The organism is Paracoccus albicereus (assembly GCF_024359525.1).
Taxonomy (GTDB): domain Bacteria; phylum Pseudomonadota; class Alphaproteobacteria; order Rhodobacterales; family Rhodobacteraceae; genus Paracoccus; species Paracoccus albicereus.
The window spans coordinates 485,276-498,583 of the sequence record NZ_JAKZEU010000004.1; the positions used below are offsets into that span (position 1 = coordinate 485,276).

The 13,308-nt window shown below is 62.9% G+C and carries 11 protein-coding genes; 1 reads left to right on the forward strand and 10 read right to left on the reverse strand.

Translation table 11 applies throughout. From position 1 onward, the window contains the following. Position 1: 1 nt before the first annotated feature. From MLD63_RS13470 to bcoG, 5 genes are all read right to left on the reverse strand, one after another. Positions 2-1,585, reverse strand: coding sequence for an ABC transporter substrate-binding protein (locus MLD63_RS13470; RefSeq protein WP_255330414.1), 1,584 nt, complete (start codon positions 1,583-1,585; stop codon positions 2-4). A gap of 166 nt (positions 1,586-1,751) precedes the next feature. Next, positions 1,752-3,749, reverse strand: coding sequence for a CocE/NonD family hydrolase (locus MLD63_RS13475; protein ID WP_255330415.1), 1,998 nt, complete (start codon positions 3,747-3,749; stop codon positions 1,752-1,754). Then, the gene (locus MLD63_RS13480; protein WP_255330416.1) at positions 3,746-4,000 is read right to left on the reverse strand and encodes a Clp protease/crotonase-like domain-containing protein; all 255 of its coding nucleotides are present in this window, start codon (positions 3,998-4,000) and stop codon (positions 3,746-3,748) included. Before MLD63_RS13480 ends, MLD63_RS13475 begins: the two co-directional genes overlap by 4 nt. 6 nt (positions 4,001-4,006) lie before the next feature. Beyond that, a complete protein-coding gene (locus tag MLD63_RS13485) occupies positions 4,007-5,476 on the reverse strand; it encodes a carnitine 3-dehydrogenase (RefSeq protein ID WP_255330417.1) in 1,470 nt (489 codons plus the stop codon). Continuing rightward, positions 5,473-6,384 carry a 3-dehydrocarnitine:acetyl-CoA trimethylamine transferase BcoG gene (gene bcoG / locus MLD63_RS13490; protein WP_255330418.1) on the reverse strand — a complete coding sequence of 304 codons (912 nt, stop codon included), beginning with the start codon at positions 6,382-6,384 and terminating at the stop codon, positions 5,473-5,475. Before bcoG ends, MLD63_RS13485 begins: the two co-directional genes overlap by 4 nt. Positions 6,385-6,419: 35 nt before the next feature. Between bcoG and MLD63_RS13495 the strand changes: the two genes are divergently transcribed. Next, positions 6,420-7,448 (forward strand): GlxA family transcriptional regulator, encoded by a 1,029-nt coding sequence (locus MLD63_RS13495; protein WP_255330419.1) that lies wholly within the window; start codon positions 6,420-6,422, stop codon positions 7,446-7,448. 119 nt (positions 7,449-7,567) lie between these two features. On the opposite strand, the gene MLD63_RS13500 is transcribed toward MLD63_RS13495, so the two are convergent. The 5 genes from MLD63_RS13500 to MLD63_RS13520 form a co-directional block, all read right to left on the reverse strand. Next, positions 7,568-8,440: a response regulator transcription factor gene (locus MLD63_RS13500; protein ID WP_255330420.1), complete on the reverse strand. Its 873-nt coding sequence runs from the start codon at positions 8,438-8,440 to the stop codon at positions 7,568-7,570. Between the two features lie 69 nt (positions 8,441-8,509). Beyond that, positions 8,510-10,126 (reverse strand): exopolysaccharide Pel transporter PelG, encoded by a 1,617-nt coding sequence (gene pelG / locus MLD63_RS13505; protein WP_255330421.1) that lies wholly within the window; start codon positions 10,124-10,126, stop codon positions 8,510-8,512. Then, a complete protein-coding gene (gene pelF / locus MLD63_RS13510) occupies positions 10,126-11,631 on the reverse strand; it encodes a GT4 family glycosyltransferase PelF (RefSeq protein ID WP_255330422.1) in 1,506 nt (501 codons plus the stop codon). The genes pelG and pelF overlap by 1 nt, the downstream gene beginning before the upstream one ends. Next, on the reverse strand, positions 11,632-12,444 hold the full coding sequence (locus tag MLD63_RS13515; protein ID WP_255330423.1) for a hypothetical protein: 813 nt from the start codon (positions 12,442-12,444) through the stop codon (positions 11,632-11,634). Then, complete coding sequence (locus MLD63_RS13520; RefSeq protein WP_255330424.1) at positions 12,437-13,249, reverse strand: hypothetical protein; 813 nt, start codon at positions 13,247-13,249, stop codon at positions 12,437-12,439. The genes MLD63_RS13515 and MLD63_RS13520 overlap by 8 nt, the downstream gene beginning before the upstream one ends. Positions 13,250-13,308 lie beyond the last annotated feature (59 nt).

Here is a 13,308-nt window from a genome sequence, read left to right on the forward strand (position 1 = left end):
CTTAGCTGTTCAGCCAGCATTTCGACGGCGCGTAACCTTGCATCATCTCGTGGTTGCCATCAGGCACCCAACCGCCGACCGCAGGACCCGTCGCCTCGACCCAATCGTTGAACATGGGGGTGATCACGCCCCCCTCGTCGTGGACTATCTGGCTCATGTCGGCGTACATCTGCGTGCGTCGCGCCTCGTCCAGTTCGCCCCGCGCGGCGATCAGCATCTTGTCAAAATCCTCGCGCATGAAGCGCGTGTCGTTCCAGTCGGCCTTGGAATAGTAGGCCGTCGTGTACATCTGGTCCTGCGTCGGGCGACCGCCCCAGTAGGACGCGCAGAAGGGCTGCACGTTCCAGACCTCGGACCAGTAGCCGTCCCCCGGCTCGCGCTGGATTTCCAGCGTGATGCCTGCTTCGGCCGCGCTTTGCTGGAACAGCTGCGTGGCATCGATCGCGCCGGGGAAGGCGACTTCGGACGTGCGCAGAAGGATCGGGCCTTCGTGGCCGGATTTCTTGTAATGCTCGGCCGCGCGCTCGGGATCGTAGCTGCGCTGCTCAAGCTGGGTGAACAGCGGATAGGCCTGGTTCACCGGCGTATCGTTACCAGCCGATCCGTAGCCCAGCAGGATCTTCTCGACCATCTCTTCGCGGTTGATCGCGTATTTCAGCGCAAGCCGCAGGTCGTTGTTGTCGAAGGGCGCGGTGTTGCAATGCGCGATGAACACGTAATGACCGCGGCCGGCTACGTTCTGGACGGTGACACCCGGAACGCGCTTGATCAGGTCCACGATCTTCGGCTCGACGCGGTTGATCATGTGGACTTGGCCGCTTTGCAGCGCGGCCATCCGCGCGGTCGCGTCGTTGATGACAGTGACCTCGATCTGGTCGGCCCATCCGCGATCATCACGCCAATAGTTCTCGTATTTCTCGCCCACATGACGGACGCCGGGCTCATTCGCGACGACCTTGTAGGGGCCGGTGCCGATCCCCGCGGCCGGATCGTCCTTGCCGCCGTTCGGCTGGATCTTCAGATGGTAGTCGTCCATCAGATAAGGCATGTCGGCGTTGGGCTCGCTGAGCGTGATCTTGACGCTGTCGCCATCGGCCGACAGGCCCGAGATGCCGGTCAGAACGCCAAGCGCGCCGGATTGCGAGCTTTCGTCGGCGTGACGCTCCAGCGTCGCCAGCACGTCCTGCGCAGTCATTTCCTGCCCGTTGTGGAACTGCACGCCCTTGCGGATGCGGAAGGTCCATTCCTTCGCGTCTGGGGTCGAGCTCCATTCTTCGGCCAGCGCCGGGACAAGGCTGCCATCGGGCGCAAGCTCGACCAGTTGCTCGCCCCATTGCCGTCCGAAGACGAACATGACCGAGCTGAGCCAGGTCGCCGGATCGAGGCTGTCGGTCGCCGCACCACCCTGCAGGCCGACCTTCATCACGCCGCCGCGCACCGCTTCCTGCGCCCGGGCCGCGCTGCTCAGCAGCGTGTTTGCGAATGTCGCGCCAACGCCAAGCGCCGCCGCCCGACCCAGAAACGCGCGCCGGTCCAAACGGCCGAGGATCACCCGGCGGCTCAGATATTCCAGTTCCTTTGACATCGTTACCTCTCCCTGATCTGCCGCTTTGCGGCTTGTTGGTTCAGTCTGGCTTTGGTGGCGCAATCGGTCCGCAGGACGTTGCGCCGTTCTTCGGCCGACATGTTGGCGCCATAGGACAACACGTTGACCCGAAACATCAAGTCAAACCACGTTAGCGCTGACGAATTCACAGCCCGAACCGTGGAATGACCGTATTGAAGTCACGCTGGGCGAAGGGTCTGTCGCCTTCATGGGCGGTCAGTCGCGCCTGCATCGTGAAAGACTCCGCGTCGGACTGCATGCTTGCCTGCACCTCGGTCCGCCAGCTCCAGTCACCGCGACCGCCCGCCTGGTACCAGGCTATTTCCGCCCGAGCGGACAGCGGGTCGTCGGGATCAATCGTCCAGACCTCTCGCATTCGGCTGTCATTGATCAGGCCGTGGTCATCATCGGTCAGCGAGCCGAAGTCGTTTTCCACGATGACGCGCACCTCTCCGCCTTCATCCCGTTCGACATGGCGATACGACGATGACGGCCGGATCTGGGTCGTCTTCCATGGTTCGGCGCCTTCCGGCGTCTCGAAGCGCCACTCGTCACCCGCTGCGGTCGGACGCACCGGCAAGGTCACCGCGCCGCGGTGAAGCGTCACCGTCGCCGCTTCAGGCGATGGCCAGATCACCGGCCAGTAGGCGGTCGAGACGGCAATTCGCAAATGGTGACCCTTAGGGATGCGATAGGCGCACTGATCCAGGGTGACGGAAACCTCGACCCGCTCGCCGGGCTGCAAGGGGGTCGGTTCGCTGCGCGAGTTGCGCTGGCTCAGGTTCAGCAGACCGTAGGATATCAGCTCGCTCGCGCCGTCGGGATGGACGTCGCACAACCGAACGCACAGATTGGCCTGCGGCCGGTCTGCGTCCAGCGTCAGCACGATCGACGGAGCGCCGACCAGATCGAGCGGTTCAGCCAGCGCTGCACCATCGAAACAGGCCGAGCGCTCATCATCCTCGCGCTGGTCACCGGGCAGTTCAGGACCGAACATGAACGGGAAATACTCGCCGCCCGCCAGACCGCAATCTTGCGGAGACGCGACCGGAACCGCGATTTCGATGGGTGCATCTTGCAGCCTGCCGTCGCCCAGATGCAGGACCTTGGCGCCGATTGTCGACGTGGGCCATTCGGCCTCGGCGATCCAGTGACCGGGCCGTTCGTCGTGCCAGCGGTCAGGCCGGACGCTGTCCATCAGCCACAGCCGCATCGCTGGATCGTCCTGGACGCCGGTGTCCACGCCTTTCAGCCAGCGATCCCACCAGCGCTTTGCCTCTTGCAGAAAGCCGATGGCCGGCTGAGGGCCGGCATAATGGGGATATTTGTGGATCCACGGGCCGACAATGCCCTTCACCGGCGCGGACAGGTTTTCCACCAGATGCGCGGTGGTGTTGCGATAGCCGTCATGCCAGCCAGAGATGGTCAGGACGGCGGCCTCGATGGCGCCGTAATCCTCGCAGACCGAGCCACGCCGCCAGTAATCGTCGCGGGCCTGATGGTTCAGCCAGATCTGGGGGAAGAACGGCATCGCCTCGATCCGCTCGCGCCACATGTCACGCCAAGCGTCGCCCACCAGCGCCGGGTCAGGCGGGCGCGCGATGTAGGACAGCATGTTCGCGCCCCAACCGAGGTTTTCGTTCAGCAGACAGCCACCCTTGTAATGGATGTCGTCGGCATAGCGGTCCACCGTCGAGCAGATGGTGATGATCGCCTTCAGCGCAGGCGGGCGCAGCGCGGCAAGCTGCAGCGAATTGAATCCGCCCCACGAGATCCCCATCATGCCGACGCTGCCGTTGCACCAGGGCTGCGCGGCCAGCCATCCGATCACAGCCAGCGCGTCCGCCCACTCGCCGTCGGAATATTCATCCTCTGGCCGTCCCTGACTGTCGCCCGATCCGCGCATATCGACGCGCACCCCGGCATAGCCGTGGCCCGCGAACCAGGGATGGGTCAGGGCGTCGCGGTAGGTGGTGCCGTCCCGCTTGCGATAGGGCAGGAATTCCAGGATCGCAGGCACCGGATCGGCCTCGGCATCGACGGGTTTCCAGATCCGCGCGGACAGGCGGGTGCCATCTTCCATGACGATTCCGACATCGGGCTGTTCCTCGATCGCCCTCGGGAAATCCGTCGTGAACTTCATCGATGTCCCTTCCAGTCCTGGTCACGCTCGCCGGCGAAGGCGCGCAAACCTTCAACGGCATCGTCGGATCCGCCGAACCAACCACAGCGGCGATGCTGACCTTGCATGACATTGCTCATCGTGCAGCGGCTACCCTCGATCCGAGGTTCGCACACGACATATCGGATCGCGACATAGACCACCGGCGCCCCGACCGCCAGCACGCGCTTGGCCTTCGCTATCGCTTCCGAAGCGGACAGGGGATTGTTCACCGCTCCCTATCGCCCCTGCCCGACCGCGCGACCAAGGCCATCCGGTGCCGGAAGTCGTGCGTGACCTTGGGCGATTTCATCCAAGGCCTTGGCGATCCGTGCGGCGGGTTCGGTCGCCGCGCGTGTCTGCAATGACACATGAACCAGCATGTGCTCGCCCGTGGCCAACAGCCGGCCGTCGGCGTGCTTGAGCCAGTGGAACAGGTGCAGCTTCTTGCCAGCGCCCGCGATCACCTGGGTCTCGGTCAGGATCGGCTCGTTCGCCGCGACCTCGGCCAGATGGCGGATATGCGTCTCGACGGTGAAGTATGATCCGCCCGACGCGATATAATCCGCGTCGCAGCCAATCATGCGAAGGAACGCATCGGTCGCGTCTGCGAAGGCTTGCAGGTAGCGCGCCTCGTTCATGTGGTTGTTGTAGTCGGTCCAGTCAGGCGGCACCCGCCGCTCGGTCGTTCGGATCGGCGCGGTCAGGTCGGGTTCGGATTGGTGCCCCGCGCCGTCAAACAGCCGTCGTTCATACTCGGCCAATACCTGCCCCGCACCCCAGTCATTCGCTTTCAGCGCCTGCTGAATCGCGACCAGATTTTCGTCGCGGATGCGTTCCAGTTCGCGGATCGTGTGGTGCCCGGACTGCGCATCGGACTGATCGGCGATCAGATCGACCAATTCATCGTTGAAGTCCGGCACGTCGGTCAGATGCGACCACGGCCAGGACAGGCACGGCCCGAACTGTGCCATGAAGTGGCGCATCCCGGCCTCGCCCCCTGCCACGCGATAGGTCTCGAAGATGCCCATCTGCGCGAAACGCAGACCGAAGCCATAGCGGATGATGTCGTCCAGTTCCTGCGTGGTGCAGATTCCATCCTTGATCAGCCACAGCGATTCCCGCCACAGCGATTCCAGCAGCCGGTCGGCCACGAAGGCCTCGATCTCGCGGGTGATGTGGACGGGCTTCATGCCGATCGTCGGGTAGAAGTCCATCGCGCGCTGGATCGCGCCGGGATCGGTGGCCTTCCCGCCCACGATCTCGACCACCGGCAGCAGGTAGACCGGGTTGAAGGGATGCGCGACCAGCAGCCGTCCGGGATGGGTCATCCCCGCCTGCAGGTCCGTCGGCATGATGCCCGAAGTCGAGGACGCGATCAGTGCATCCGGGCGCGCCGCGGCCTCGATGTCCGCATAGACCGAGCGCTTGATATCCAGCCGTTCGGGTACGCTTTCCACGATCAGGTCGGCATCGGCGACGGCCTCGGCCAAATCTGCGGCGAAGCGCAGCGTGCCGGTGTCTCGCCGCGGCGCCATGGTCAGCTTCGCGTAGGCCTGCGCGGCGTTGTCCAGGACCGCCTGCATCTTTGCCTGCGCGTCAGGCGCGGGATCAAAGACGGTGACGGCGATGGCATTCTCGATCAGGCGCGCGGCCCAGCCCGCGCCGATCACCCCACCGCCGACGATGGCTGCCCGGACGATACTCATGCCGGCGCCCGCTTGGTCAGGCCCAGTTTCGTCCGCACCGCGTCGGGGCCGATGACCCGCGCGCCCATATGCTCGATGATGCCGACCGCGCGCTCCACCAGTTGCGCGTTCGTGGCCAGAACGCCCTTGTCGAGCCACAGATTGTCTTCCAGCCCGACGCGCACGTTGCCCCCAGCCAGCACCGAGGCCGCGACATAGGCCATCTGATTGCGGCCAATGGAAAACGCGCTCCACGTCCAGTCGGAGGGCACGTTGTTCACCATCGCCATGAATGTGTTCAGATCGTCCGGCGCACCCCAGGGCACTCCCATGCAAAGCTGCACCAACGCGTCGGGCGCCAGCACGCCTTCGCTGACCAGTTGCTTGGCCAGCCACAGATGGCCGGTGTCGAACGCCTCGATTTCCGGCTTCACGCCCATTTCGGTCATCATTGCGCCCATCGCCCGCAGCATGCCAGGGGTGTTGGTCATGACGTAATCGGCTTCGGCAAAGTTCATCGTGCCGCAATCCAGCGTGCAGATCTCGGGCCGGCATTCGGCCACGTGCCGCACGCGTTCCGAAGCGCCCGCCATATCGGTGCCGGTATCGTTGAGCGGCAGGGGCCGCTCGGTCGGTCCTAAGACCATGTCGCCGCCCATCCCAGCGGTCAGGTTCAGAACGACGTCGACCTGCGATTCGCGGATGCGTTCAGTCACCTCGCGAAACAGCGCGGGATCGCGAGAAGGCTTCCCCGTCTCTGGGTCGCGCACATGGCAATGAACGATCGCTGCGCCGGCGCGCGCCGCCTCGATGGCCGAGTCTGCAATCTGGGCAGGCGAGCGTGGCACGTGCGGGCTGCGATCCTGCGACCCACCCGAGCCGGTCACGGCACAGGTGATGAAGACTTCGCGGTTCATGGCAAGCGGCATTCGTAACTCCTTTCGCTGCGCCGAATGAACAGGGCTTGGCGCGCGTCATCTTGATGAATTACGAAATCTGCTTGATGGATTACGAAGCGATCTTGGCCAGCATCGAACGACGCCGTCCTGTAAGCGTGCGCTTTCTGGTCTTGCCCGGCACGTCACTCATGAACTTTGCCAGTGCCATCGATCCGCTCCGCGCAGGCAACCGTATTGCCGGACGCACCCTGTTTGACTGGCGCGCGCTTTCGCTGGACGCGACGCAACCGCGATCCTCGGCCGGTCTGCCCTTGCCGACCACCGGCAGGTTCGATGCGACCGAGCGTTGCGACATCCTGGGGATCATGGCCGGCTTCGGCGCGGGCGGACAGCAGGGTCGCGCATTGCCGAGGGCGGTCTGGCGTGCCGCGCGCGGGGCGGCGCTGACATTGGGAATCGAATCGGGCGGCTGGCCGATGGCACAGGCCGGCCTGCTGGACGGTCGCCGCGCGACGACGCACTGGGAGGATCTGGAGGATTTCGCAGCCGCATTTCCACAAGTCGACGTCCGCCCCGAGCGTTTCGTCGTCGATGGACACTGCGTCACCACGTCAGGCGCCTCGCCGACCTTCGACCTGATGATCGACCTGCTGCGTCTGCGCGCAGGTCGGGGTATTGCGCTCAGCGCGGCCGGCATCTTCAATTATGACATCGCGCATCGGCCCGAGGATCATCAGTCGCCTGTCGCTTTCGGTCCGTCGGCTCGGTTCGATCCGCGGCTGATCCGAGCCGTCGATGCGATGCAAGCATCGCTGGACGCACCGATCACGACGGCATCCATCGCGCGCAACTGCGGGCTTTCGGCTCGCGGACTGGAAGTCCTGTTTCGTCGCGAACTGGGTCAGTCACCGGCGCGCTACTATATGTCGCTGCGATTGATCGCGGCCCGAAAGCTGGTTCTGGATACCGGATTGCCGATCCTCGACATCGCGATCAGGACCGGGTTCGGATCGAACGCCGCTTTCTCCCGCGCCTATCGGCAGCATTATTCGACCTCTCCGACGGTTGAGCGACGCGCAGTTCGCGCGCGCTGAATGTCAACGCGGCGGCTGGGACATCGCCTGCCGCCACCTGATTTCAGAATGCAAATTGTCGCCGCTGATTCGGCGATCAAGGCGAAGGTTCGCGGCTTCCGCCCAAGCCGAAAACTTCCTCAGCGTCTCGCCGCGCCGGAAAAGCTTCCGATATTCGGCACGTGGTCAGGATGGTCGGCAATCGGCAGATCGGGAATGTCGCCACCCTGACCGCTGGACGCCTTCAAGGCCACCTGCATCCGGTTCTTGGCTCCGAAATGACGCATCAGCTCCCGTACGTAGACCTTGATGGTCGCCTCGGTCAGGTTCAGATGGCGGGCGATTTCCTTATTGGTCTCGCCCTGTGCCAGAAATTTCAGCACTTCGACATGTCGCCGTTTCGTCAGCGAGTCCTTGACCACCTCATGCGGTATCGGGCTGCTTTGAGAGGGAAACGCCGCCGAGGTTCCCAGATGCTGACGCACACCGATCGAGACGACCGATGGTTCACCGGACCGGGGCGGATTCATCACACGCATATCGTCGGCGTGCTGGTTCAACACCGGGCCCACAGACGACATCGCGGGCGCGGTGCCTGGCGTGGAGTGGGGATAGTAGGTACCGCCGTTGATGATGAAGTTCAGCGCAGCCAATGCGACGTGTGACGGCATCGTGGTCGGGATGAAGCCCCGCAGTCCGGTACAGATCGCCATCGCAATTTCCAGACTGTCGACGATGTCTGAGAGAACGATCAGTGGTGTGTTGGGGGACAATCCCCTTATCCGATCGATGATCGCGCTGACTGTCGGGTCGCGCAATGACAGGCTGCCCACGGAAAAAAGGCAAGCCAGAAGATCACCATCCGACAACCCCGAAAGCGCTTCAGGGTCGTGAACGTACTGGATCTTCAACTCGGCCTCGCGAGCCCAAGGCTCGAACAAGGCGCCAAAGGCTGCAAGACGCAGTTCATTCAGATCGAACAACAACACAGATGAGAAGGTCATGTCTTGCATGTCCTCCTTATAACAACGACTGGAGACCGAAAAGTTGAGAGGACGGTGACTGAGCCTTCTGATAATATATTAACCTGCTGGATTAATCGTGTCACCCTTATTGTCTTGCTGGCGATACGACCAGCTGATGGACTGCTTAAATTTCTGCCCTTTATTTTCTACCTGAGGGTGAACAAAACGTCTCAACGAGCGCTTAAGGTTGAAGCTCAACGCGCAAAGCTTCGAATTCAACTGTGACAGAATTAATCGGAATGAAGCCGAATCATTTTGAAAGAGAGAATCGTTTTCTCCAAGGAAAAGATTGTAATCGTAGCTATGGATCGCCCTGTAGGCGGCGTAGAACGCTGCCGTTGACCCGAGCAGCGAGCTGATCAGGAAAGCGTACGCGGACATACCGATCGTCGCATGCAAGATAAGGCTGAGGCCGAAATTCAGTAGAAGGAAGATGGCCTGGATGAGGGCGAAGTGACGTAGCCGGTTCGCGACCAGAAGAAGGGCGCAGCACAGAAAGATCACCGCGTGGAAGAAAACGGCGATCAATCCGACGCGCAGCATCAGGAATTGGCCGAAGCTGAGATCCAGAATCTTGGCGAGAAGTGGGGCCATCAGCACCAGGCCGATAGTGACGGCCGCCTGGACGAACGCGATCGTAAACACACCCGACCAGACGGATTCCTCCAGCTTGTCGAGGCGATCACGGATGAGCCCGTATGTTGAACGCGCCTCAATCGACGACCGAAACCGCTCGATAATCGCCAGAAGCTCGCCGTGGTGGAAAACCAGGAGCGCCGCATAGGTCGGGATGACAGAGAGATGGGCGAAGAACATGACGCTGTCATAAGAACTGGAATGCAGGAAGCCCGCAGCAGAGCGCGCCCCCTCGGGGCCGAACCAGAACACCCACTTGTCGATCCAGACGCCGCAGATGGCAAAGAAAACACCGGCGCAAAGGGCCAGATTCGCGCGAAGCTGGCGAAGCAGCCCGATGAATGTCGGAACGAACGTTTCGAATTCGCAGGGAAACCGCTTCTGGACGTGGCGCATCGACAGGATGACACACAGCGACACTCCGACGGCGAAGGACCAGATCAGAAGCTCGGTTGTCGGCTCATGGATGGCGGCAAGCAGCGCACACGCGACCGACAGGATCATGCCGCCGGTAAAGGCTGCGATGAGGAAGGCATAGGAGTAGACGGCAGCCAGAACGGCGAAGCTGGTCCACAGCAGCGCGGCCACGGTGCTGAGAAAGACGAAGCCTGCCGCGACGCCGGATGGTCCGATCCCCAGGCAAAGACTTATGGCGATGGCGATGATCTGGGCGCCGGCGCCCGACAAGGCGGCGGCTGCGAGGAAGATTTCGGCGACGGGGGCTGTTTCGCCTCCATCCAGCGCCGCCGATATGCGCCGCGCCGCGACCGCGCCGATCGGCCCCGCGACCAAAGGAGCGATGCAGAAGGCGTAGACCACGGTCAGGCGCAGATCCTCGACCGCCGCAAAGCCCATCGCGGGTGTCATGGTCACCGAGATGATGGCCAGCGCCGCCACGGAGACCAGCCACGGGCCGGCGGCGAGAATGACCGCAGCCCCGAATTTCCGGACCGACGCCAACAGCGGATCCCCCGCCAGCCATCGAGCGTCCGCGGCAGGACCGGCCAGCCAGAGGCGGATCCGATCCTGCCCGCGCATCAGGCGACGAGCTCGCGATAAAGCGCGGCATATCGCGCCGCGGATATTTCCGACGTGAAGTACGTCTCGACCCGCTTGCGCAGGGTTTCACCGCACGCAGCCCGTAACACCGGATCGGCCATCAACTCGGTTATGGCCTGGCCTATGGCCTCCGCATCCATCGGCGGTGCAACACGGCCCGCAGGCCCGAGGTTCGGAATCTCGTCTGGCGCACCCTCGATGATTTCGCGGCATGAGCCGACATCGGTCGCGACGCAGGGAATTCGAGCCGCCCCGGCTTCCAGCAGAACGAGCGGCTGCGCCTCGCTGATGCTGGTCAGGATCAGAACGTCGATGCGGGGCAGGTAGTCGACGATGTTGACCTTTCCGGTGAACTTGACGGTATCGAACAGGCCAAGCTCGATCACGCGGCGCTTGCAAAGCGCAAAGTAGTCCTCGTCCTCGTCTGTGGGACCGATGATCAGAACCTCGACCTCCGGGATCGCTCGCTTCACGATGGCTGCGGCTGCGATGCAGGCCTCGATGTCCTTGATCGGCACGACACGCCCGATCAGGGCGACGGTCGGACGACGACCCTTTGACGGACGGATCGCGTCGAATTTTTCCAAGGCGATCCCGTTCGGGATGACCTGAAGCTTGGATTCGTCTGCACCCAGTGTCCGCTGAAAGGCCTGGTTTGCACCATAAAGCGTCGTGATCTTGGTACATCCGTGATAGGCAATCCGCGCAAAGGTTTCGAACGTGTCGATCCAGAAGCGGCGGACATCGGTGCGGCTGTCCGCACCCGCCAGTCCAATGTCGATCGAGTCGCTGATCCAGTCTGCCATGATCAGATCGATGCGGCGTTCGTTGGTATAGATTCCGTGTTCGGTGATGGCGACGGTTCGATCATTCAGTCGCGCGGCGCGGACAGCGTACAGACCGGCATAACCCGTCGAGATGGCATGATACGTTCGCGCCGGTGCAATAGGGGCCGTCACCACGGCGAGCAGGCTGCCCGCCAGATTGCGCCATGCCCAGAAAAAGTCGCTGAACGCCGCCTCGGGCGCGATGCGACGATAGCATTCGGTGATGGCCTGCCATGCCGCCGGCGACGCGGTCAGATCGCCGTACTCCGGGGGGCGAGGCACATCGAAAAAGCCGAACGGCCGTCGGCTTACAGGTTCGCGCACGAAGTCCAGAAGTTCGTCGAAATCCGTTGGGTCGCCTTTGCGCAGGACGCCGTACATCAGTTCGGCGAAGCGTGCCCCGTCAAGGTCGGGCGACCGAAGTCCGGGCTTCTTGACCTTGGGCGCGAGGGGCAGGACCTGAAGCGCCACTACGTTCGGTGGCAATTCATAGCGGATCTCGCGCGGGCGTTCATCGGCCACGATCGCCACGATGCCGAAGGAGGTGTCGGGCTGGGACCGGATCAGCCAGTCGAGCCACGATGAAACGCCGCCGGCGACGAAGGGATAGCACCCTTCGACCACGATGCAGACATCGACGGGCGACCAATCATCCATTCAGGCCAATCCGCCGCAGGAATAGCGCTTCAATCGCGGCATCGAGTCCAAAGCGCGATGTAGCGATGGCAAGGGAGAACTCGGTTCGATTTCCTCTACAAGCTCAAGAAGCTTTGCGCGCGTGTCCTCATCGACAAAGCCGGAATCGGCGACATCCATGATTTCGCTCTTGGCGCAGCGCTCGCCTTTGGTCAGCATTGCCTTGGCTCGGTCACCGTAACTGCCGCGCAACTTGGCGTAGACCGCTGCCGCCTGGACACGAAGCGCGGGCACGGGCGACGCAAGGGCCGCCGCCAGAGCGGGACGCAGGTCGGGGTGATACTCGCGCGATATGGCGGCGATGGCCTCTTGCTGCTGTGAAAGCGGCGCACCGTCGAAGGTCTTCATGAAGCTCTCGACGGTGCCATGATGTAGCTTATGTCGTCTGCCCTGACGGATCTGATCGTAAAGCAGTTCGGCGGGGTCGCGGGACAAGCGCGTGACGGAATAGGACTGGCGTTCATGCGTCACATCGGCCCGTGCACCAACGGATGCGGACCCGATCAACATCAACGCCGCGCCGCCGAGGGGACCGATCAACACCAGGACGGCGGTGTTGGCCAAGCTTTTGGATACAGAGCGGCCACACGTCACATGATAGCAAGCGCCGAACGCGACGCTGACGATCAGATGAACCGCGATGACACCGACCATGGGCAACTCGCCCGCCAGCCAGGCCTTCATCAGCGCTGCATCAGCAAGCGCGGCCAGTCCGGTCAGAAGACTGGGCGTGATGCTGCCCCTGCGTGATTGCGGAACCGCGATCTCACGCATCGGCCAGGTTCGGTTCGCGACTCTCGTCGACCGTGGCATCCGCTTTTTGTTTAAGACTGTGGGAGAGGGCGTGACCCAGGACGCCCAATGCAAACTCTGCCTCTACCCGATCACTATCGCTCGGCAACGCAACCAGGACGCCCCCGTCATCACCCGCGTCAGCCAGCCGCAGGTATGGCAGATCAGTACAGCCGTACTGGCCTTCCTGCGGGAACGACGCCACGCCCGAACCTTCAGGTGGGAAGTCTGCCAAAGCAATCTGGGGAAGCGCGGCATCAGGACTGGTCACGGCAACGGTCTTCATCTCACCCGCCGCGTCCGGCTGCAGCCAGCCAACCGGATCTGACAGGCAGGCGCGTCCGGCCTCGACGAACGCCGCAATTCGATCTTTGGCATCCGCGTTCGCCAGACGGTGCAGCGCCTCGAAGCGGCCATCAGGCTGTTCCGTGGCGAAAGACGGACCGCGGGCTGCCGCAGCAAGCTCGGCTCGTGCGACGAACGCGTCGAGGCGATGGATCTCTTCTGCGAGGGTCCGGTTGATCTCTCGCAGCCGCCCATTGTCGGCTTCCAGCGCGCGTTCGTGACGAATCTGAGACTGCCGGTAGAGCCCGATCAGCAAGGCGGCAATGAGCCATTGTGCAGGTGCGGTCGCGACATCGACGTAGTGTTCGGTGATGTCCATACCGACTGGGCGGGTAGGCCAATCCATCATCATCGTCGCCAGACCCACGACCGAGAGCCCGACAAAGACTCCATGCTGAACCGCTGCGAGCAGGATGACGATCCAGAACGGGTGATAGGCCATCGCGGCAAAATGCCCTTCGCCGAACAGGATCGGCTCGGCAGCATCGATGAGAAGCAGCA